Raw genomic sequence first — 20,668 nt, 5'->3', positions numbered from 1 at the left:
AGCACCGCCTGGCACTCAGGCCGGCCGGCGCAGGAAAAATGTATCTGGAGAATCCCCGCCGGACGGCGGTTCCGGCTCACATAGGCAGAATTGGGCCGCGAGTCAATTCTTTCAGAACTTGACGATCACGGACAGGACAATAACCGCCATGAAAAGCGTCGGCAGCTCATTCATCATGCGATAGCTTCGCCCGCTCAGCCCTTTGCCTTGCAACAGTGCCTTGCGCTGACCAGCAAGCCACATGTGAAACCAGGTCATCCCGATGACGCCAAGGGCTTTGCTCCATGGCCAGATCATCGTCCAATCGACGATCCCCGGTGTCAGTACAAGGGCAAGCCCTGCCCCCCAACTGACGATCATCGCTGGATTCATGATCATCCGAAGAAGTTTTTCTTCCATGATTTCAAATGATTGAACAGGTTCATCGCCAATTCCCGCTCGTTCGGCATGATAAACGAACAGCCGAGGCAGATAGAACAGCCCCGCCATCCACGAAATCACTGCCATCACATGCAGTGATTTGATCCATGGATAAGCAAGGGACAGGAAATCAGTCATGACGAACCTCCGGCACGTCCTCTCTCTATCAAAGAAAGAATGAAGATAAAGAAAGGATGTGGTTGTAATAGGGCCTGTGGATGACTGGAAATCATTGTTTCAGGGCAAAATTTCCCAGCTGAGATCCTCTGTGGAAAACAAGAGTCCTGATCCGCCTTCTTTGAAAATTTATCAATAAAACATAGAGATATAAGATATCGTTCTGTGGATAAGTTTGTGAAAATTATTCTTTTCCATAGCTTGTGGAGGATTCCTCGTCAGTTTTGGACATGTGGAGAACCGATCTTCGTTCGTGCTCTGTTCAGGGCGGGAATGCGGGGATGGGAAAAGGGTGTGAGATCTCCACAGATTCGGCCCCCGGATGTCACGGAGTTATCCCCAGACTTGTTCCAAAGCTCTGCCCGACAGCTGCCTGCACGGTCCGCACAGGGATGGTTTATACTTGGTTGCTACCGGCAGCAGACGCGCCGGTACCCCTCCGATGTCTGTTTCCGTCATCCGAGCGTCGTATTTGGCGAATTACGCTGCCTCAAAGGGGTGCAATGCTTGGGTTGGGTTAGCTCTCTTGTGACGGAATCGAGCCATGTTGAACACAGCCGAAATTCTCAACCAGATCACCAACCGGCGAAAGGATCACGCCCTGACGCGTGATCTTTATTGCGATGAGGGAGTGTTCCAGGCGGATCTGGAACAGATCTGGTACAAAGAATGGATCTACGCCATCCCGGCCTGCGAGATCCCCAAGACCGGCAATTATGCCACCCTTCAGGTCGGTTCCTATCCGGTGCTGATCGTGCGCGGTGGTGATGGCAAAATCCGCGCCTTCCACAACGTTTGCCGTCATCGCGGCCAGCGCATCTGTTCCAAGCCGAACGGCTCGACCGCCAAACTGGTCTGCCCCTATCACCAGTGGACGTATGAGCTGGACGGCAAGCTGGTCTATGCCCGTGATATGGGCGACGACTTTGACGCCTCGAAATTCGGCCTCAAGCCTGTGCATTGCGTGGATCTCAGCGGCATGGTGTTCATCTGTCTTGCGCAGGTGCCGCCGGCGATTGCCGATCTGGCCAGCAAGCTTGCGACCTATCTCGCGCCCAGCGGACTTGCAGATGCCAAGGTCGCATTCTCGTCCAGCATCATCGAAAAGGGCAACTGGAAGCTGGTGATCGAGAATAACCGCGAATGCTACCATTGCGGCGGCAGCCATCCTTCGCTGTGCCGGACCTATTCTGACAACCCGCGCATGACAGCGATGGAAGGTCCCGACAGCGCCAGCCCCGAAATCCTTGAGCACTGGAACCGCTGCGAGGCGGCCGGCCTGCCCTCGCGCTTTATCAATCACCCGCGGATGCAATGGCGTCTGGCGCGCATTCCGCTGTTGAACAACGCTGAAAGCTATACGCTCAGCACCAAGGCCGCGGTGTCAAAGCGGATGGGCCAGATGCCCTTCAACGATGCGGGCAGCCTGTTGTTCTTCCACTATCCCAACACCTGGAACCACTTCCTTGCCGATCATTCGATCGTGTTCCGCGTCCTGCCGCTAAGCCCGACGGAAACGCTGGTCACGACCAACTGGCTGGTTCACAAGGATGCGGTCGAAGGTCAGGATTACGACATCGAGACCCTGACCCGCGTCTGGCTGAACACCAATGACGAGGACCGCCAGGTGGTCGAGGAAAACCAGCGCGGCATCCTGTCGCCCGCCTATGAACCGGGTCCCTATTCGATGATCCAGGAAGAAGGCGTGGTCCAGTTCATCGACTGGTATTGCGACACGATGGCTGAACGTCTGTCCCCGACCCCGGCAATGGCGGCTGAATAATGGCAGTACTGGTCAAGGCATTCGGCGATAAGCCGTGGAAAGACGACGAACCGCTGGAATGCGCGATGGTGGTGCCCGAGACATCGGACACCGCCACCTTTACCTTCCGTTCGCCGTCAGGGGCGTGGTTCGACTATCAGCCCGGTCAGTTCATCACGCTTGATCTGCCCGTGCCGGGCGGCAATGTGCAGCGGACATATACGATCAGCTCAAGCCCTTCGCGGCCGCTGTCGATCTCGGTCACGGTCAAGGCGCAGCCGGGCAGCATCGGCACGCGCTGGATGCTGGACCATCTGCGGCCGGGGATGCGCATCAAGGCCTTTGGTCCGGCGGGTATTTTCTCGTTCGTCCGGCATGAGGCGTCGAAATACCTGTTCATCTCGGCGGGGTCGGGCATCACACCGATGATGTCGATGACCACATGGGCCTGGGATTCGGGTGAAATGCCCGACATCGTCTTTGTCCATGCGGCGCGGACGCCCAGCGACATCATCTTTCGCCAGCGGCTTGAGGGCATGGCGGACCGGGTGCCGGGGCTGCAACTGCGCTTTTCGGTCGAAGAGGGCGACCCCTTCCGCAGCTGGCACGGCTATCGCGGGCGGCTGAACCAGATCATGCTGGGCCTCATGGCCCCGGACTATCTGGAACGAGAGGTCTTTTGCTGCGGCCCCGAGCCGTTCATGCAGGCGGTGCGCGACATGCTGATCGCGCTTGGCTTTGACATGGACCGTTATCATCAGGAAAGCTTTGGCGCGCCGGTCCGTAATGAGGCCGATGCCCCTGTGCTGGACGATGTTGTCCCTGATGAGGAAAGCGCGGCGCAGATCACTTTTTCGGCATCGGGCGTCACTGCGAAATGTCACGAGACGGATACCGTTCTGGCAGTTGCCAAGGCGAACGGGCTGAACATCCCCTCGGGCTGCACCTTTGGCCTTTGCGGGACCTGCAAGATCCGCAAAACCTCGGGCGAGGTGCATATGGTCCATAACGGCGGCATCACCGACGAGGATATCGAGGAAGGCTATATCCTTGCCTGCTGCTCGCATCCCATCGGGGCGGTCGCCGTTGATGTCTAGGACGCAGGATCAGGGCAAAACCTGACGAAAAACCTGTATTTTTCAAAGGCGCGGGCGGTTCCTTGGGGGACCGCCCGTTCCCGTGCCTGCCTTGACATTTCTACCATACAGGGCGCATCCTTGAGGGTACCTATCTACTCGACAGGCAAAAGGAGGGCACGATGAACATCGACCTCTCGCGGCGCGGTTTTCTAAAACTGGCCGGCGCGGGTGTCGCGGCGACATCGCTTGGGGCCATGGGCTTCGGCGGGGCAGAGGCGGCAGAGCAGGCGCGGGTCCGTGCCTTCAAGCTGGCCTCGATGACCGAGACGCGCAACACCTGTCCCTATTGTTCGGTCGCCTGCGGCATCATCATCTATTCGAACGGTGATCTGAAGGCCGGCGAAGAGGCCAGGGTCGTGCACATCGAAGGCGATGCCGACCATCCGACCAACCGCGGCACGCTGTGCCCGAAAGGTGCGGCGCTGAAGGATTTCGTCAATGCCGAAACCCGGCTGACGACGCCGCGCATCCGGCGCCCCGGTTCGGCAACCTTCGAAGAGATTTCCTGGGAAGAGGCGCTGGACAAGATTGCCCGTGCCCTTAAGGACGACCGCGACGCCAATATGGTCCTGACCAATGATGATGGCGTGACGGTCAACCGCTGGACCTCGACCGGTTTTCTGGCTGCGTCGGCAACCACCAATGAAACCGCATGGCTGACCTACAAGACGGTCCGGGCCATGGGGATTGTCGGATTCGATAACCAGGCGCGCGTCTGACACGGCCCCACGGTGTCCAGTTTGGGCCCGACATTTGGCCGTGGAGCGATGACCAACTCCTGGACCGACATCAAGAATACCGACCTCGTGGTCGTCATGGGCGGCAACGCTGCCGAAGCGCATCCCTGCGGCTTCAAATGGGTGACCGAGGCCAAAGCCCACCGTGGCGCCAAGCTGATTGTGGTGGACCCGCGTTTCACCCGCACGGCTTCGGTGTCCGATTACTATGCGCCGATCCGCCCGGGTTCGGACATCGTTTTCCTCATGGCTTTGATCAACTGGATGATCCAGAACGACAAGGTCCAGTGGGAATATGTGAAGGCCTTTACCAATGCGCCCTTCATCGTGAAGGAGGGTTTCGGCTGGAACGACGGCCTGTTCACCGGCTATGACCCCGAAAAGCGGGATTACGACCGCTCAAGCTGGGACTATGTCCTCGGCGAAGACGGATATGCCGAGGTTGACCCGACGCTGGAGCATCCGCGCTGTGTCTGGAACCTGCTGAAAGAGCATGTCTCGCGCTATACGCCCGAGCTGGTCGAGCAGGTCTGTGGCACGCCAAAAGATCGCTTCCTCAAGGTCGCCGAGATGATCGGAGAGTGCTCGGCCCCCGACAAGACCATGACCTCGATGTATGCTCTTGGCTGGACGCAGCACTCCAAGGGTTCGCAAAACATCCGCGGCATGGCGATGTTGCAGCTGATCCTTGGCAATATCGGTGTCCGGGGCGGCGGGATGAACGCCCTGCGCGGCCACTCTAACATCCAGGGTCTGACCGATATCGGTCTGATGTCGAACCTGATCCCGGGTTATCTGAATATCCCGACCGAAAAGGAACCGGACTGGCAGACCTATATGTCCAGCCGCAGCTTTAAGCCGCTGCGGCCGGGTCAGACCAGCTATTGGCAGAACTATCCCAAGTTCATGGTCAGCTTCATGAAGGCCATGTGGGGGGATGCGGCCACGGCCGAGAACGACTGGGCCTATCATTACCTGCCCAAGCTGGATGTGCCGACCTATGACATCCTGCGCATGTTCGAGTTGATGGATGCGGGCAAGGTCAACATCTATTTCTGTCAGGGCTTCAACCCGTTGCTGGCTTTCCCGAACCGGGGCAAGCTGACCTCGGCGCTGAGCAAGCTCAAGCTTCTGGTGGTGATGGACCCGCTGGCCACCGAGACGGCGCATTTCTGGGAAAACCACGGCGAACATAACGACGTGGACACCGCCTCGATTCAGACCGAGGTGCTGGAACTGCCCTCCAGCTGCTTTGCCGAGGACGACGGTGCGCTGGTCAACTCGGGCCGCTGGCTGCAATGGCACTGGGCTGCGGCGACGCCGCCCGGTCAGGCAAAGCACGACACCTGGATCATGGCGCAGATCTTCCTGCGCGTGAAAAAGCTGTATGAGGATGAAGGCGGGGTCTTCCCCGATCCGATCCTGAACCTGACCTGGGACTATGCCGACCCCGATGAGCCCTCGCCCGAAGAACTGGCCAAGGAACTGAACGGCAGGGCGCTGGAGGATGTCCGCGACACCGCCGACCCGGCCAAGGTTCTGACGGCCAGGGGCAAACAGCTGCTGAACTTTAGTCAGTATCGCGACGATGGCACGACCATGGGCGCCTGCTGGATTTATGCCGGCTGCTGGAACGAGGAAGGCAACAACATGGCCCGCCGGGACAATAATGACCCCGACGAGACCGGAGCCTATCCGAACTGGGCGTTCGCCTGGCCGCTGAACCGCCGGATCCTTTACAACCGCGCCTCTGCTGATGTGCAGGGCCGGCCCTGGGATCCGTCGCGCAAGCTGCTTGAGTGGGACGGCCAGAAATGGACGGGCTATGACGTGCCCGACATTGCCCCCGCCTCAAGGCCGGAAGAGGTCGGCCCCTTTATCATGAACCCCGAAGGCGTTTCGCGCCTGTTCACCCGGGGCATGATGCGGGACGGACCTTTCCCGACCCATATGGAGCCGTTCGAGTCGCCGATTGCCAACGTCTTTAACCCGGAGATGCGCGGCAACCCGGTGGCGCGGGTCTTTGCCAGCGATGCCGAGCAGTTCGCCACCAGTGACGAGTTCCCCTTTGTGGCGACCTCGTACCGGTTGACCGAGCATTTCCACTACTGGACCAAGCACAACCGCATCAACGCGGCCCTGCAGCCCGAATTCTTTGTCGAGATCAGCCGTGAGCTGGCCGCTGAAAAGGGCATTCAGCCTGGCGCTTCGGTACGGGTCTGGTCCAAGCGGGGCGAGGTCCGTGCCAAGGTGCTGGTGACCGGGCGACTAAAGCCCATGCAATGTGGCGACAAACTGGTGCATGTCATCGGCATCCCGCTGCACTGGGGCTTTATGGGGGCAGCGCGCAAGGGCTGGGGGCCGAACAGCCTGACGCCCTTTGTCGGCGACGCCAACGTCGAAACGCCTGAATTCAAGGCGTTCCTGGTCAATATCGAACCCGCCACAGGGGAGGCCGTATCATGACGACGGATGCGAACCTCGATAGTCCGCGCACGGCGGTTTCAAACCCGCCTGTACAACCGATGCAGGCCAATCTGGGGCCGGGCGATGTCGTCCGCGCCTCGGCCATGCCTGATCTGCCGCCGCCGACGCGCGAGTTGACGCCGGTGGCCAAGCTGATCGACGTGTCGAAATGCATTGGCTGCAAGGCCTGCCAGTCAGCTTGCGCCGAGTGGAACGACACCTCACCCGAGATCGAACATAATGTCGGTCTCTATGAGAACCCGCATGATCTGACGCCCGACATGTTCACCCTGATGCGCTTCTCGGAATACGAGAACCCGCAGACGGGCGATTTCGAGTGGCTGATCCGCAAGGACGGCTGCATGCATTGCGCCGATCCGGGCTGTCTCAAGGCCTGCCCGGCGCCGGGCGCCATCGTGCAATACTCGAACGGTATCGTGGATTTCATTCACGAAAACTGCATCGGTTGCGGCTATTGCGTCACCGGCTGTCCCTTTAACATCCCGCGGGTCAGCAAGACCGATCACAAGAGCTATAAATGCACGCTCTGTTCGGATCGGGTGGCGGTGGGTCAGGGGCCGGCCTGTGCCAAGGCCTGTCCGACCCAGGCAATCGTCTTTGGCACCAAAGAGGATATGCTTGCCCATGCCGAAGCGCGGGTCGAGGATCTGAAATCTCGCGGCTATGACAATGCCGGCATCTATGATCCCGAAGGGGTTGGCGGCACGCATGTCTTTTACGTGCTGCACCACGCCGATCAGCCCTCGCTTTACTCGAACCTGCCCGAAGAGCCGCGCATCTCGCCGGTGGTTCAGGGCTGGAAGGGCGTGACCAAGACGCTGGGCCTTGCCGCCATCGGCGCTGCTGCTGTCGGCTCGGTCCTGCATGGGCTGCTTGCACGCGCCAACAAGGTCTCGGCCGAGGATGAGGTCCATGCCGAAAAGCTGGTCGAGGGCAGCGAGTCCCCGACCACGCCAGAAAAGGGGGTGGTGTGATGTCGAGGCGTGTATTCTCGGCCAGGGGCGATCACATCGAAAGCCGCCGCCCGGTCACCGTCAGCCGTTATCGCGGCATCACCCGGCTGAACCACTGGGTGACGGCGGCCAGCCTGATCGTGCTGCTGGTCTCGGGGCTGGCGCTGTTTCACCCTTCGCTTTACTTCCTGACCGGCTTGTTCGGTGGGGGGCAGGTGACGCGCTGGCTGCATCCTTTCGTGGGTGTGCTGCTGTTTTTCAGCTTCCTGCTGCTGTTTTTGCAGATGTGGCGGCTGAACCTGCCCCGCCCCGAGGACCGGACCTGGGTCAGTCAGATCGGTGATGTCGTGCGCGGCGAAGAAGAGAAACTGCCTGAACTTGGCAAATACAATGCCGGACAGAAATTCGTCTTCTGGGCCATGTCGGTGCTGATCGTGGTGCTGATCGTATCGGGGGTGATGATCTGGCAGGAATATTTCCCTGATCTGGTCACCATCCCGGTGCGGCGCTGGGCGGTGCTTGTCCATGCGCTTGCTGCGATTGCGATCATCCTGACCTTTATCCTGCATGTCTATGCGGCGATCTGGACCCGCGGCACGCTGCGCGCCATGACGCGTGGCACCGTGACCGGCGGCTGGGCCTGGCGACACCACCGCAAATGGTTGCGTGAACTGGCTGGACGCGGGGAAAGCGGCCCGGCAAAGTAGGCCCAAGCGATCCGAAAGGAAGCCATGTCCACCGCTCTGAAACCCGACCCCTCGATGATCGGCGGCGTCGCCAAGGTTCCCTTGGCGCGCCTGCCCGATCCCGTGGCGCTGTTTACCACCCGGGCCGAGCGGTTCGATTTTCTGGCCGGACACAGCCCGAACCTTGCGCCCTATCTGCGCTTTCTGGCCGGGATCTGTCGCGCTCAGGCCGATCTGGCTGGCGAACTGCCCCGGCCCGGGCCCATCCCGGCCGAGCGGATCGAGCTTGCCCGCTCCAGCCGCATGCCACCGTTGGACCGCAATGCGATGCGCAGGGGGCTGGCAGAGGCCCTGCCCCTGCTGCTCAAGCGGCTTTCCGGGCTTGAGATGCCCGAACCTGCCCGGCTGGCGCTGGCTGCTTTGCAGGCGGCCGAGCCTTCGGATCTGGACTGGGTGATGGGCAATGTCCTGACCGACACCATCCCCGAGGATAGCGTTGCCCCGCATCTTTTTGCTGCTGCCGCGCTACAGGTCCTTGCCGCGACGCAGGCCGCGACGCTTGATCCTGAAAAGCTGGTGCGCATCCGCACCGGCACCTGTCCGGCTTGTGGCGGGCGCCCCGTATCAAGCGTGGTGACCGAGAATATCGGTGCCGAGGGCGCGCGCTATTGTTCTTGCGCGACGTGCCAGACGTTGTGGAACGAGGTGCGGGTGACCTGCCTTCGCTGCGGTTCGACCAAGGGCATCTCGTATCGCTCGGTCGAGACGGACGAGGCGACCGTCAAGGCCGAGGTCTGTCGCGAGTGTGAAAGCTGGGTCAAGATCCTTTATCAGAACCGTAACCCCTCGCTTGAGCCGGTGGCGGACGATGTTGCCAGCCTTGGGCTTGATCTGATGATGCGGGATACCGAATGGAAACGGGGCGGCTTTAACCCCTTCCTGATCGGTTACTGACGGCGGTGCGGCGCGGACGATGATCGTCGGCACGGCGGGGCATATCGACCATGGTAAGACCGCGCTGGTCCGCGCCCTGACAGGGGTCGAGACCGACCGCCTGGCCGAGGAAAAGGCCCGCGGCATCACCATCGAACTTGGCTTTGCCTACGCCGATCTGGGCGGTGGGACGGTTACTGGCTTTGTCGATGTGCCGGGGCACGAGAAATTCGTCCACACCATGCTTGCCGGCGCGGGCGGCATCGACATGGCGTTGCTGGTCGTGGCTGCCGATGACGGCATCATGCCGCAAACGCGCGAACATCTGGCCATTCTTGACCTGCTTGGCATCTCGCGCGGGATGGTGGCGCTGACCAAGGCCGATCTGGCTCTGCCAGACCGTATCGCCCGGCTTGAGGCCGAGATTGCGGCGCTTCTGGCCCCGACCGGCCTTGCCGGTGCGCCGGTCTTTGCGGTTTCGGCCCTGACAGGCGCGGGCATCGACCCTTTGCGTGTCGCGCTGATGCAGGCCGAGACCGAGACTGCCATACGTGCGACCGAGGCGCGGTTTCGTATGGCCATCGACCGCAGCTTTACGCTGGCCGGGACCGGTACTGTCGTCACCGGCACCGTTCTGTCGGGCCGGGTGGCGGTGGGGGATCAGATCGTGATCAGCCCCTCGGGTCTTGCTGCGCGGGTGCGCGGCATTCACGCCCAGAACCGCAAGGCTGGTGAGGGGCTTGCCGGTCAGCGCTGTGCCCTGAACCTTGCCGGAGAGGGCGTGGCACGCGATGCAATCCACCGCGGCGATGTCGCGCTGGACCCGGTGCTGCATGCGCCAAGCCAGCGCATCGACGTGGCCCTGCGGGTGCTTGGGACCGAACCAAAAGCACTGACCACATGGTTTCCCGCTCGCCTGCATCTGGGCGCGGCCGAGACCGGGGTCCGCGTCGTGCCGCTGGAGGGGCCGATTGCGCCCGGTGCTGAGAGGCTGGCGCAGCTTGTTCTTGACCGTCCGCTTGCCGCTACGGCGGGTGAGCGGTTCATCCTGCGTGATGTTTCGGCCCGGCGCACCATCGGCGGGGGACGGTTGATCGACCTGCGCGCGCCCGCCCGACACCGGGCCCGGCCTGAGCGTCTGGCAGCCTTGCGCGCCATGGCCATGCCTGACCCGGCGCGGGCGCTGACGGCTCTGGCTGATCTGACGGTGATCGACCTTGACGGCTTTGCCCGCGACCGTGCGCTTGCTTTGCCCGAGCTTGATCGCGCCGTCACGGCCTCGGGTGTCGCCACCATTCCGGGCAGCAGGCAGGCTCTGGCCCCTGCCCGGCTTGATGCGCTGCGCGAGGCGATGCAGGCAGAGCTTGCTGCCTTTCACGCCGAAAACGCCGATCTTCAGGGTGTGGGCCGTGAAAAGCTTCGGCTGATGTTGACCCCGCGCCTGCCCAAGGCTGATTTTGCGGCCCTGCTGCGGGCTGAGGCCGAGGCGGGCCGTATCGCGCTGGACGGTGCCTTTATCCGCCTGCCCGGCCACCTGCCCCGGCTTTCGCCCGAGGATGAGGCGCTGTTGGAGCTGATCCTGCCCCGGCTGAGCGGGGAGGAACGTTTTCGCCCACCCCGCGTGCGTGATTTTGCCCATGAATTCGGTGCCGGGGAAACCGAGGTCCGCCGCATCCTGCGCATGGCCGCCCGTCAGGGCCGCCTTGACCAGATTGCGCATGACCATTTCTTTGCCCGCGCCACCACGGTCGAGATGGTGGGCATCATCCGAGATCTGGGGGCGCGATCGTCAGACGGCTGGTTCACCGCGCCTGCCTTTCGCGACCGGGTGCAGAACGGGCGCAAAGTGGCGATCCAGATCCTTGATTTCTTTGACAAGCTGGGGCTGACCCTGCGTCGTGGCGATCTGCGTCGCATCAATCCGCACCGGATCGACCTGTTCACCCCCGATGGTCAAGGCGGCCAGCCCTGAGCGCAGGCGAATGACCAGAAAGGCTGGCGCTTAAGCGTTCCCTCGATGCGTTTGCGTCTGAGTTTCTATCTTGCCGTGACCCAGACAATGCACGGGCCGGCCGAGAAGGCCGGCTTCCGGTCAGGATGTGCTGGTGACTTTCAGCAGGTGTTGATGGGGACTACCCCTCATCCCCTTTGGTAGATCGGCGTCAGGGAATGATCTGGCAGGCAGGACCCCTTAAGCGTGGGATGCATGTCGGGTCACCCCTGCTGCTTTTGCGTCAGTCACCGGGGGATCGCTGCCCCTGTTGCCTGCGCCGCATTATGCTGGTTCCGTTCGCTGGAACGCCCGTGTTAAAGAGGCTCAATCGCGCCGGGAACGGAACGGGACCGTGACATGAACACACCGAACGTTGCGGGACCGGTAAGCTTTCTCTGACGGGGGGCAGGCGCTATGCCATTGAAAACAATGGCAATGGAAGAGAATCGTCCCCGGTGGGGCGGCCGGACTTCAAATCCGGTTGGGGCAGTGAGCCTGTCCCGGGTGGGTTCGACTCCCACTCTCTTCCGCCAATTGCGATGAGGGGACAGAATGGACAGCACGACGCTTGGCGGCAGCGATATCCGGGTCAGCGAGGTGTGCCTTGGCACGATGACCTTTGGCAATCAGACGGCAGAGGCCGATGGCCACACCCAGATGGACCGGGCGCTGGCCGCAGGCATCACCTTCTTTGATACTGCCGAGCTGTATCCGGTGAACCCGGTCCGCCGCGAGACCGTGGGCCAGACCGAGGAAATCGTCGGCAACTGGTTTGCCTCACGCGGGGGCCGCGACCGGGTACAGATTGCGACCAAGGCTGCCGGACCGGGTGACAAGGTGCGGGCCGAAGGGTTCAACGGCGCGATCCTGCGTCAGACCGTCGACGCCTCGCTGAAGCGGCTGAAGACCGATTACATCGACCTTTACCAGCTGCACTGGCCGGTGCGGGGCAGCTATGCGTTCCGTCAGAACTGGCGCTATGACCCCTCGAAACAGGACCGTGCCGAAACGCTGGCGCATATGGAGGACGTGCTGACCGCGCTGGACGAGGTTGTGCGCGCCGGCAAGGTTCGCGCCATCGGCCTGTCCAACGAATCCGCCTGGGGAACAGCGCGCTGGCTTGATGTGGCCGAGCGTCTGGGCGGACCCCGCATGGTAAGCATCCAGAACGAATATTCGCTGCTTTATCGCGCCTTTGACACTGATCTGGCCGAACTTGCGGTGAATGAAAAGGTGACGCTGCTGGCTTATTCGCCGCTGGCGGCCGGACTTCTGACCGGGAAATACCTGAACGGAGACGAGCCCGTTGGCAGCCGTGTTGCCACAGACCGCGCCACCGGCGGGCCGGGTGATCTGGGCGGGCGGCGCACTGTCCGCGCCGATCAGGCGGTCGCCGCCTGGCACGGGCTCGCGGCCGAGCTGGGGCTGGATCCGATCCATATGGCCATCGCCTTTACCCGGCAGCGGCCATTTCACTGCATCCCCATCCTTGGCGCGACCGATCTGGGGCAGCTGGATCACCTGCTGGCCGGGCTGGATCTGCGGCTGTCGGACGATGCGCTGGCACGGATCGACAGGCTGCATCGCAGCCATCCGCTGCCCTACTGAGCCACCGCGCGACGCCACGGCACGGTTGGCAGATCGACCGGGCGCGGGCAATCTACCCGCGTCACCAAGACACGAGGAACCCCATGCTGCCCCCGATCCTGTCGCGCCTGCGTCTTCCCGTCGTTGCCTCGCCCATGTTCATCGTCTCGGGGCCCGATCTGGTCATTGCGCAATGCAAGGCCGGGATCGTCGGCAGTTTCCCCGCCCTGAACGCGCGTGAAAAGGATGGTGAGCCGCCGCTGCTGGATGTCTGGCTGACCCGCATCCAGGAAGAGCTGGACCGCCACAATCAGGCCAACCCCGACAATCCCGCTGCACCTTTCGCGGTGAACCAGATCGTTCATCGCTCGAACGCGCGGCTGGAGCGGGATATCGAGATCTGTCACAGGCACAAGGTGCCGATCTGGATCACCAGCCTTGGTGCCCGGCCCGAGGTCAACGCGGCCGCCCACGACTGTGGCGGCATCGCGCTGCATGACGTGATCAACAATACCTTCGCCCGCAAGGCGATCGAAAAGGGTGCTGACGGGCTGATCGCTGTCGCGGCCGGGGCTGGCGGTCATGCCGGGCCGCAATCCCCCTTTGCGCTGGTGCAAGAGATCCGCACATGGTTCGACGGGCCGCTGTTGCTGTCAGGCGCCATCGCCACCGGGCGGGCGGTATTGGCGGCGCAAGCCATGGGTGCGGATCTGGCCTATGTCGGCAGCCCCTTCATCGCGACCGAAGAGGCGAACGCCCAGCCCGAATACAAACGCATGATCGTTGAAAGCGGCGCCGAGGATATCGTTACCTCATCGCTCTTTACCGGCGTGTCGGGGAACTATCTTGCGCCGTCTATCCGTGCGGCGGGGCTTGATCCTGACAGGCTTGAGCGCGGCGATGTCTCGGACATGAATTTCTCGGACGCCTCGTCGCGTCCCAAGGCGTGGAGCCAGATCTGGGGCTCGGGTCAGGGCATCGGTGCGGTGCGCGAGATCGTCCCGGCGGCCAGCCTGATCGACCGGCTGACACGGGAATATACCGAGGCCAAGACGGCGCTTTGCGCCTCGTGACCGGGGGCAGGCCCCGTACGGGGCCGCCCGTCAGGGGTCGTCAGGCGGCGCTCAGCCCTTCGGTCGTGGCAAAGAACATGGCTTGGCTGACAGCCGAACGCACCTGCTCTTCGGAATAGGGCTTTGAGATCAGGAAGGCCGGCTCGGGCCGGTCGCCGGTCAGCAGCCGCTCGGGGAAGGCGGTGATGAAGATCACCGGGATGTCGCCAAGGTCGCGCAGCAGTTCGTTCACCGCATCAATCCCCGATGAACCGTCTGCCAGCTGGATATCGGCAAGGATCAGGTCGGGGCGCTTTTGCTTGGCCAGATCGACGGCGGCGCTATGGGTGCGGGCAATGCCGGTCACATCATGGCCCATCGACTGAACAATGCCCTTCAGGTCCATGGCGATGATGGTTTCATCCTCGATCACCATGACCTTGCCAGCAATCGAGCGGCTCATTTCGTTCAGTGCGATCTGCACCAGCTCTTCGGCTTCGGGCTGGGTGCATTGCATGACGCGGGCGATCTGGTCGTAGCGCAGTTCCTCGATCGTACGCAAAAGCAGCGCCTCACGCGAATTCGGGGTGAGGCTGCGCAGATGGGCCTGGGCGCGGGCTTCGCGAGGGGACTGGGCCTCGATATCGACGGGCTGGCCCGAGCTTTGCCAGATCGCGTGGAAGGTGCGGAACAACCCGATGCGGGTGTCATCCTCGCCATCCATCAGGCTGCGATCGGACAGGATTGCTTCTAGCGTCGCGGCGGCGTAATTGTCGCCGGCGGTCTGACTGCCGGTCAGTGCACGCGCATAGCGCCGCAGGTAGGGAAGTTCCCGGCTGATGGACTGGGCAAGATCCGCTGCGGTCATTTGGGATACCTCAAAAAAAATGCGTCGTGTGATGGAACCTGATTGGATAGGTAACGGTTAGGCAACGTGCGCACAAGATTACCGGGAATAACTAAAAAATGAATACCAGGCGTGAGGAACGCAGGCGAGCAGCCATCCAGAAGCAGATCGACGAAAATCTGCGCCGCGTTTACGAACAGGATGTATCCCAGCAAGTTCCTGACAAATTCCTGCAACTGCTGGAAAAACTGCGCGAGCAGGAGTGAACTGGATGACCGATCAGAAATCGGTGCGCCCCGCCCGTCCCGAAGGCCATGCAGATCCTCGGGACGAGTTGGTCGAGCACCTGCCTGCGCTGCGCGCCTTTGCCCTGTCGCTGACGCGTGACGGGTCCTCGGCTGACGATCTGGTGCAGGACACCATCGTTAAGGCCTGGGCAAATATCGAAAAATTCCAGCCCGGAACCAATCTGCGCGCCTGGCTTTTCACCATTTTGCGAAACACCTTCTATTCTGCCCGGCGCAAGACGCGGCGCGAGGTGAACGACACCGACGGCATCCATGCCGCCCGGCAGGCCACCCGCCCCGACCATGACGGCCGTCTTGCGCTCAATGATTTCCGCGTGGCCTTTGAACAGCTGCCCGACGAGCAGCGCGAGGCCTTGATTCTGGTGGGCGCTTCGGGCTTTTCCTATGAGGAAGCGGCGGCCATGACCGGTGTTGCCGTGGGCACGGTCAAGTCGCGCGCCAACCGGGGCCGTCGTCGCCTGGCCGAGCTTCTGCATCTGGAAGAGGGCGAAGAAATCGAGATGACGGATCGTACCACTCTGGCTGTCATGGCACTGAATACCCCGATTCTGCGCTGAGTTTCGATCGTGCTGCGGCGCTTTCTGGACAGGCTGGAATTCAGCAAGGGCCTTGGTTTTCGGCTGGGCGGCCTCCTGTCGGTGGCGATTTTGCCCATCGGCCTGATCTCGGTCATTCAGACGCTGCATCTGTCGCGTGAATATGAACGTTCGGCCGAGATCGCGCTTCTGGGTCGCACCGCCACTTCGGCTGCGGGTGAGCGGGCGTTGCTGCAAAGCGCGCTCGGCACCGCAGATGCGCTGGGTCCGGCGGTGCTTGAGACGATGGACCGTCCGCAAGCCTGTTCGGATATCATGCGCGGGCTGGTGCAGCGCACGGTGAACTTTGTCTATGCCGGCTTCACCCGGCTGGACGGGGTGACGGAATGTTCCTCGGTGCGGGGGGTGCATGATCTCAGTGGCACGCCGGCCTTTCAGCAATTCATCGAAAGCCCCGGCACGCTGGTCACCACCAGCGAGCACGGTCCGGTCACCGGAAGGTCGGTGGTGGTGGTTATCCAGCCGCTTTACAGCGGGGTAGAGCTTTTGGGCTTTGTCACCGTTTCGATGTCGCATGATCTGCTGCGCTCGGCCCATGTGTCGGGGCTTGAGACGGATGGCGCGCGCATCCTGACCTTTAACAACCAGGGCGAGGTGATCTCTTCGGACCGCGAGGGTGACGGTGACATCACCGAGGTTCTGCCGCGCGGCAAATCCCTGCCCTCGCTTTTGTCGCGCAGCGAGACCACCTTCCGCGACATCTCGAACTCTGGCGAACGGCGGGTTTATAGCGTCGTGCCGGTGGTGCCGGGGCTGGTCTATGCGCTGGGTTCGTGGAACCGCGCCGAATCCGGCATCACCGGCATCGACATCACCCGGCGCACGGCGCTGATCCTGCCGCTGATCCTGTGGGCGGCTTCGCTTGCCGTTGCCTATTTCGCCGTCTACCGGCTGGTGTTGCGCCATATCCGCGAATTGCGTGGCCAGATGCGCCGCTTTGCCATCGGCGACCGCTCGGCCCCACCCCCGGTTCTGATCGACGCCCCGGCCGAAATCGAGGATATGAGCCAGACTTTCCACAATATGGCCCGCATCCTGATCCGTGACGAAGAGGCGATGGAGGCGGCAGTCAACGAAAAGACCGTCTTGCTGAAAGAGGTCCATCACCGGGTCAAGAACAACCTGCAACTGATCGCTTCGATCATCAACATGCAGATCCGGGTGATCGACCACGACGACGCGCGCCGGGTGCTGCGGTCGGTTCAGGACCGGGTTGCGTCTTTGGCCACAATCTATCGCAACCTCTATCAGGCCGAGCATCTGGACTCGGTCCATGCCGACCGGCTGATCAAGGACATCATCAACCAGATGGCCAATGCGACGCTGGGTCCGGGGGCGGGGCTGCGTATCGACACCCGGCTTGAGCCGCTTGAGCTGATGCCGGATCAGGCGGTCCCGCTGAGCCTGCTTGCGACCGAGGCATTTACCAATGCGCTGAAATATTCCGGCGCGTCAGACCCGGAGGGTGAGCCTTGGGTCCGGGTCTCGCTGCGCGCAGACGGGCCGCAACATGCGGTTCTGGAGGTCGAGAACTCGCTGGGGACCACCAGCCTTGCCGAAGGGACGGGGCTTGGCAGCCAGCTGATCGAGGCCTTTTCGACCCAGCTTGAGGGCGAGGCGCGGCAAGAGACCGGTGATGGCCGTTTCCTTCTTACCCTGCGTTTCCGGGTCGAGCATATGCACAAGCGTGAACCGGTCGAGACGCCGCCGGTGGTGCTGACCTCGGCCGCACGACCGGGTGCGCGACATTAGGCCCCCTGGTCTTTCTTGCTGACTGGAATGCTGGCTTCGCGTGCTGCCTGGCGCAGTTTTCGTGCGGCCACGACTCGGCGGCGGCGGGCCAGCTCGACATTGATAACCGCCCCCAGCATGACGGTGAACCCGCCCAGATAGAACCACATCAGCAGTGCGATCACCGCACCGATCGAGCCATAGATGCGGTTGTAGCTGTTGAAGCTGGCAAGATAGGCCGAAAATCCATAGGACGCCGCGGCCCAGGCCAGAGCCGCAAAAACCGAACCCCAGGTAAAGATCGGGGTGCGCGGGGCCTTCACGTTAGGGCCGTAGCGGTAAAGGATGCCGATCACCAGCAGCACGATCAGAAAGATCGCCATCCACGGCAGTGCACCGGTCAGCCAGCCAGTGGGCAAAAGCACTCCGGGCAGCAGGGTAAAGGCGATGGGCAAAATGACGATCATCGCAAGGCCAAGGGCGCAGACCGCGACGATGACCAGCGTCAGCACATAGGCAAGGACAAAACCCATGACCGTCGAATGTGAGCGCACACCATAGGCGGCATTCAGCCCCCGGATCAGCCCGTCAACGCCCGCGCGGGCCGAAACGGTGGCGATCAGAAAGGAAATCGCCGTCGCCCAGCCCAGTTGCGTGCGCCCGGCCGACGCCAGCGCGTTGATCTGGCCATAGATGATATCGGCGGCGCTGGGCGGGATGAAACCGTCGGTGGCGTGGACATATTCCTCGATCACCTGGGGGTCGTACCACAGGCCCCAGATCGCAAACAGCGCAGCAAGACCCGGAAAGACTGCGAACATGGCGTAGAAGGCAACGCCGGCCGCGATCAGGCTGAGGTGGATTTTGTCCATCCGTTCAAAGATCGCCAGAAGGAACTGCCACCATTCCCTGATCAATAGCCCGCCCTCGTTAATCGGTTGCATGAAACGGCGGGGAGGAAAGGGTTTCCCCGCAGCAAAGGTTCCGCTGGTCAGTTGGTCCCGGCACTGAGATAGCGCAGCCATACCGCCTTTTCGCCCAGCTTTTCGACAAAGGCGGCATGGGCCTCGGCCTCGGCGGCGGTGATGCGGGGGGGGAGGGGGCGTGGACGTGCGCTGCGTGGGCCGTTGCCCTGCGACACAGCTCCCGTGCCCGAGCGGCCGCGCAGCGGCCCGCCCTCCAGAACCAGCCCCGGCTGGCGGCCCCCGCGCAGGGCCAGATAGACCTCGGCCAGCAATTCGCTGTCCAGCAGCGCCCCGTGCAGCGTCCGGTTCGAGTTGTCGATACGAAAGCGCCGGCACAGCGCATCAAGCGAGTTTTGCGCCCCCGGAAACTGACTGCGCGCGATTTCCAAGGTGTCGATCGCGCGGCTGTAGGGCATGGTCGGATAGCCGCACAGCTTTAGCTCGGCATTGAGGAATTTCATGTCAAAGCTGGCGTTATGGATCACCAGCTTGGCGTCATCGCCGATGAATTTGACGAAATCGGCGGCGATTTCAGCGAATTTGGGCTTGTCGCGCAGAAAGTCGTCGCCAAGACCGTGCACCTCGAATGCCTCCTGCGGCATCGGGCGTTCGGGGTTGATATAGACGTGAAAGGTCTGCCCGGTGGGCAGGTGGTTCATCAGCTCGACCGCGCCGATCTCGACGATGCGGTCGCCGGTATCGGGGTCAAAGCCCGTGGTTTCGGTATCCAGTACGATCTCACGCATGGGCCTTACCTGCCATGATCAGGTTGCAGATGTCCACAATGGCGGCGCGCGCGCCTTCCAGCGTGTCCGAAGGGATTACCCAGTCGGCGCGTTTGCGTTTTTCGGCGTCAGGCATCTGGCGCGACAGGATCATCTGGAAATTCGCCTCGGTCATGCCGGGTCGGGCAAGGACGCGGGCGCGCTGCACCTCGGGCGGGGCCGAGACAACCGCCACGCCGTCCATCTGCGCCTGCATCCCGCCTTCGAACAACAGCGGGATGTCCAGGACCACAATGGGCGCATCGGCATGAGTGGATATAAAGGCGGCGCGATCTTCGGCCACCAGGGGATGAACGATGGCTTCAAGGCGGCGAAAACCCTCGGGCCTGGCCGCCAGCTTTTCGCGCAGGGCGGCGCGATCAATGCTGCCATCAGGGCCGAGCACACCGGGAAAGGCCGCCGCGACCGGAGCGACCGCGCGGCCGCCCGGGGCATAGAGGCGATGCACCGCCGCATCCGCATCCCAGACCGGGTGGCCAAGGTCGCGAAACATCCCGGCGGCGGTCGATTTGCCCATGCCGACCCCACCCGTCAGGCCAAGACGGAAGCTCATGCCAGAACGGCCCGGCGCAGTTCGTCATCGACCTCGGGGCGGTGGCCGAACCAGCGTTCAAAGCCCGGGGTTGCCTGATGCAACAACATGCCAAGCCCGTCCACGATCTTGCATCCGCGGGCCTGCGCCTCTTGCAAAAAGGAAGTCATCAGCGGGGTATAGACCAGATCGGTGGCCAGCGTTCCGGATGCCAGCGCGTCCAGTGGCACCCGCAGCGGAGGCTTGCCCTCCATCCCCATCGAGGTGGCGTTCACCACGGTCACCGCGCCCTCCAGCATGTTGCCGGCCTGTGCCCAGTCATAGACCACGACCTTGGCGCCGAACTCGGCCTTGATCTGCTCGGCCCGGATGCGGGTGCGGTTGGTGATGCGCAACTCGGGTACGCCGCTTTCCAGCAGCGAGGCGACCACCGCCCGCGCCGCACCCCCGGCCCCGATCACCGCGGCCGGGCCAAGGCCGGGGCTCCAGTCCGGCGCATGCTGGCGGATATTGGCAATAAATCCGTAACCGTCTGTATTATCGGCATGAATCTTGCCATCTGGGCGGAAAATCAGCGTATTCGCTGCGCCGATCAGCGCCGCGCGGTCGGTGACGACATCGGCCAGCGCCAGCACGCTTTCCTTATGCGGGATGGTAACATTTGCACCGACAAAACCCATGCGCGGCATGGCGCGCAGAACCTCGGCCAGATGTTCGGGCATCACCGGCAGGGGCACGTAATGGCCTGTGATACCATAGCGTTGCAGCCAGTGCCCGTGCAGCCGGGGCGAGCGGGAATGTGCAATCGGCCAGCCTATGACGCCGGCAATCGGCACGTTACGTGAGGCAGAGGGGGTATCAACCATGGCGAACCTGCGGCGCTTTCCAATGGGGTCATCACCCCGGCATCGGACAGATATGTTGCCTCACAACTGCCGCCCCCCCGTGCCGGGGTCAAGCGGCATCGCCCCTTTGTCC

The 20,668-nt window shown here is 62.4% G+C and carries 18 protein-coding genes and 1 tRNA gene; 13 read left to right on the top strand and 6 right to left on the bottom strand.

The window, feature by feature from the left end:
• Window positions 1-111 precede the first annotated feature (111 nt).
• The gene (locus tag PARACOCCUSGL_RS0100860) at window positions 112-558 is read right to left on the bottom strand and encodes a CopD family protein (protein ID WP_010392094.1); all 447 of its coding nucleotides are present in this window, start codon (window positions 556-558) and stop codon (window positions 112-114) included.
• Window positions 559-1,141: 583 nt separating this feature from the next.
• On the opposite strand from PARACOCCUSGL_RS0100860, the gene PARACOCCUSGL_RS0100855 reads away from it, so the two are divergent.
• From PARACOCCUSGL_RS0100855 to PARACOCCUSGL_RS0100805, 10 genes are all read left to right on the top strand, one after another.
• Window positions 1,142-2,380 (top strand): aromatic ring-hydroxylating dioxygenase subunit alpha, encoded by a 1,239-nt coding sequence (locus PARACOCCUSGL_RS0100855; RefSeq protein ID WP_010392092.1) that lies wholly within the window; start codon window positions 1,142-1,144, stop codon window positions 2,378-2,380.
• Complete coding sequence (locus PARACOCCUSGL_RS0100850; protein ID WP_010392090.1) at window positions 2,380-3,456, top strand: hybrid-cluster NAD(P)-dependent oxidoreductase; 1,077 nt, start codon at window positions 2,380-2,382, stop codon at window positions 3,454-3,456. The genes PARACOCCUSGL_RS0100855 and PARACOCCUSGL_RS0100850 overlap by 1 nt, the downstream gene beginning before the upstream one ends.
• Window positions 3,457-3,617: 161 nt before the next feature.
• Window positions 3,618-6,701, top strand: a complete 3,084-nt coding sequence (gene fdnG / locus PARACOCCUSGL_RS0100840; protein WP_083825800.1) for a formate dehydrogenase-N subunit alpha — start codon at window positions 3,618-3,620, stop codon at window positions 6,699-6,701.
• On the top strand, window positions 6,698-7,696 hold the full coding sequence (fdxH, locus tag PARACOCCUSGL_RS0100835; protein WP_010392084.1) for a formate dehydrogenase subunit beta: 999 nt from the start codon (window positions 6,698-6,700) through the stop codon (window positions 7,694-7,696). Before fdnG ends, fdxH begins: the two co-directional genes overlap by 4 nt.
• Window positions 7,696-8,382, top strand: coding sequence for a formate dehydrogenase subunit gamma (locus PARACOCCUSGL_RS0100830; RefSeq protein WP_010392082.1), 687 nt, complete (start codon window positions 7,696-7,698; stop codon window positions 8,380-8,382). The genes fdxH and PARACOCCUSGL_RS0100830 overlap by 1 nt, the downstream gene beginning before the upstream one ends.
• Window positions 8,383-8,406: 24 nt before the next feature.
• Window positions 8,407-9,315, top strand: a complete 909-nt coding sequence (gene fdhE / locus PARACOCCUSGL_RS0100825; RefSeq protein WP_010392080.1) for a formate dehydrogenase accessory protein FdhE — start codon at window positions 8,407-8,409, stop codon at window positions 9,313-9,315.
• Window positions 9,316-9,334: 19 nt separating this feature from the next.
• Entirely contained in the window at window positions 9,335-11,266 is a 1,932-nt protein-coding gene (selB, locus tag PARACOCCUSGL_RS0100820) for a selenocysteine-specific translation elongation factor (protein WP_010392078.1), read from the top strand.
• A 458-nt stretch (window positions 11,267-11,724) separates the two neighbouring features.
• Window positions 11,725-11,820 (top strand) — tRNA-Sec (locus tag PARACOCCUSGL_RS0100815).
• 19 nt (window positions 11,821-11,839) lie between these two features.
• A complete protein-coding gene (locus PARACOCCUSGL_RS0100810; RefSeq protein WP_010392077.1) occupies window positions 11,840-12,895 on the top strand; it encodes an aldo/keto reductase in 1,056 nt (351 codons plus the stop codon).
• 83 nt (window positions 12,896-12,978) lie between these two features.
• Entirely contained in the window at window positions 12,979-13,947 is a 969-nt protein-coding gene (locus PARACOCCUSGL_RS0100805) for a nitronate monooxygenase family protein (RefSeq protein WP_010392075.1), read from the top strand.
• A 40-nt stretch (window positions 13,948-13,987) separates the two neighbouring features.
• Here the strand turns inward: PARACOCCUSGL_RS0100805 and PARACOCCUSGL_RS0100800 are convergent, their stop codons facing one another.
• A complete protein-coding gene (locus PARACOCCUSGL_RS0100800; RefSeq protein WP_010392073.1) occupies window positions 13,988-14,794 on the bottom strand; it encodes a response regulator in 807 nt (268 codons plus the stop codon).
• A 98-nt stretch (window positions 14,795-14,892) separates the two neighbouring features.
• Here PARACOCCUSGL_RS0100800 and PARACOCCUSGL_RS0100795 point away from each other — a divergent pair, with 98 nt between their 5' ends.
• The 3 genes from PARACOCCUSGL_RS0100795 to PARACOCCUSGL_RS0100785 are packed head-to-tail and all read left to right on the top strand — an operon-like array spanning window position 14,893 to window position 17,429.
• The gene (locus PARACOCCUSGL_RS0100795; protein WP_010392070.1) at window positions 14,893-15,039 is read left to right on the top strand and encodes a NepR family anti-sigma factor; all 147 of its coding nucleotides are present in this window, start codon (window positions 14,893-14,895) and stop codon (window positions 15,037-15,039) included.
• A gap of 5 nt (window positions 15,040-15,044) precedes the next feature.
• Window positions 15,045-15,638 (top strand): RNA polymerase sigma factor, encoded by a 594-nt coding sequence (locus PARACOCCUSGL_RS0100790; RefSeq protein ID WP_010392068.1) that lies wholly within the window; start codon window positions 15,045-15,047, stop codon window positions 15,636-15,638.
• A gap of 9 nt (window positions 15,639-15,647) precedes the next feature.
• On the top strand, window positions 15,648-17,429 hold the full coding sequence (locus PARACOCCUSGL_RS0100785; RefSeq protein WP_010392066.1) for a sensor histidine kinase: 1,782 nt from the start codon (window positions 15,648-15,650) through the stop codon (window positions 17,427-17,429).
• On the opposite strand, the gene PARACOCCUSGL_RS0100780 is transcribed toward PARACOCCUSGL_RS0100785, so the two are convergent.
• Genes PARACOCCUSGL_RS0100780 through PARACOCCUSGL_RS0100765 form a run of 4 tightly spaced genes read right to left on the bottom strand, consistent with a single transcriptional unit; the run spans window position 17,426 to window position 20,556 of the window.
• Window positions 17,426-18,352, bottom strand: coding sequence for a YihY/virulence factor BrkB family protein (locus PARACOCCUSGL_RS0100780; protein ID WP_010392064.1), 927 nt, complete (start codon window positions 18,350-18,352; stop codon window positions 17,426-17,428). The two genes, PARACOCCUSGL_RS0100785 and PARACOCCUSGL_RS0100780, sit on opposite strands and share 4 nt — an antisense overlap.
• A gap of 47 nt (window positions 18,353-18,399) precedes the next feature.
• Complete coding sequence (dnaQ, locus tag PARACOCCUSGL_RS0100775; protein WP_010392062.1) at window positions 18,400-19,119, bottom strand: DNA polymerase III subunit epsilon; 720 nt, start codon at window positions 19,117-19,119, stop codon at window positions 18,400-18,402.
• Window positions 19,112-19,711 (bottom strand): dephospho-CoA kinase, encoded by a 600-nt coding sequence (coaE, locus tag PARACOCCUSGL_RS0100770; protein WP_010392060.1) that lies wholly within the window; start codon window positions 19,709-19,711, stop codon window positions 19,112-19,114. Before coaE ends, dnaQ begins: the two co-directional genes overlap by 8 nt.
• Window positions 19,708-20,556, bottom strand: coding sequence for a shikimate dehydrogenase (locus PARACOCCUSGL_RS0100765; protein WP_010392058.1), 849 nt, complete (start codon window positions 20,554-20,556; stop codon window positions 19,708-19,710). Before PARACOCCUSGL_RS0100765 ends, coaE begins: the two co-directional genes overlap by 4 nt.
• Between the last annotated feature and the right edge of the window lie 112 nt (window positions 20,557-20,668).

This window comes from Paracoccus sp. TRP, from assembly GCF_000185925.1.
Classification (GTDB): domain Bacteria; phylum Pseudomonadota; class Alphaproteobacteria; order Rhodobacterales; family Rhodobacteraceae; genus Paracoccus; species Paracoccus kondratievae.
Note: the sequence above shows the minus strand (reverse complement) of the source record. Positions and strands in the feature narration are given on the sequence as shown.

Bases quoted from the DNA above. Each gene is read 5' to 3' on its own strand.
- PARACOCCUSGL_RS0100860 (WP_010392094.1), bottom strand. From the start codon at position 558: ATGACTGATTTCCTGTCCCTTGCTTATCCATGGATCAAATCACTGCAT.
- PARACOCCUSGL_RS0100855 (WP_010392092.1), top strand. From the start codon at position 1,142: ATGTTGAACACAGCCGAAATTCTCAACCAGATCACCAACCGGCGAAAG.
- PARACOCCUSGL_RS0100850 (WP_010392090.1), top strand. From the start codon at position 2,380: ATGGCAGTACTGGTCAAGGCATTCGGCGATAAGCCGTGGAAAGACGAC.
- fdxH (WP_010392084.1), top strand. From the start codon at position 6,698: ATGACGACGGATGCGAACCTCGATAGTCCGCGCACGGCGGTTTCAAAC.
- PARACOCCUSGL_RS0100830 (WP_010392082.1), top strand. From the start codon at position 7,696: ATGTCGAGGCGTGTATTCTCGGCCAGGGGCGATCACATCGAAAGCCGC.
- fdhE (WP_010392080.1), top strand. From the start codon at position 8,407: ATGTCCACCGCTCTGAAACCCGACCCCTCGATGATCGGCGGCGTCGCC.
- selB (WP_010392078.1), top strand. From the start codon at position 9,335: ATGATCGTCGGCACGGCGGGGCATATCGACCATGGTAAGACCGCGCTG.
- PARACOCCUSGL_RS0100810 (WP_010392077.1), top strand. From the start codon at position 11,840: ATGGACAGCACGACGCTTGGCGGCAGCGATATCCGGGTCAGCGAGGTG.
- PARACOCCUSGL_RS0100805 (WP_010392075.1), top strand. From the start codon at position 12,979: ATGCTGCCCCCGATCCTGTCGCGCCTGCGTCTTCCCGTCGTTGCCTCG.
- PARACOCCUSGL_RS0100800 (WP_010392073.1), bottom strand. From the start codon at position 14,794: ATGACCGCAGCGGATCTTGCCCAGTCCATCAGCCGGGAACTTCCCTAC.
- PARACOCCUSGL_RS0100795 (WP_010392070.1), top strand. From the start codon at position 14,893: ATGAATACCAGGCGTGAGGAACGCAGGCGAGCAGCCATCCAGAAGCAG.
- PARACOCCUSGL_RS0100790 (WP_010392068.1), top strand. From the start codon at position 15,045: ATGACCGATCAGAAATCGGTGCGCCCCGCCCGTCCCGAAGGCCATGCA.
- PARACOCCUSGL_RS0100780 (WP_010392064.1), bottom strand. From the start codon at position 18,352: ATGCAACCGATTAACGAGGGCGGGCTATTGATCAGGGAATGGTGGCAG.
- dnaQ (WP_010392062.1), bottom strand. From the start codon at position 19,119: ATGCGTGAGATCGTACTGGATACCGAAACCACGGGCTTTGACCCCGAT.
- coaE (WP_010392060.1), bottom strand. From the start codon at position 19,711: ATGAGCTTCCGTCTTGGCCTGACGGGTGGGGTCGGCATGGGCAAATCG.
- PARACOCCUSGL_RS0100765 (WP_010392058.1), bottom strand. From the start codon at position 20,556: ATGGTTGATACCCCCTCTGCCTCACGTAACGTGCCGATTGCCGGCGTC.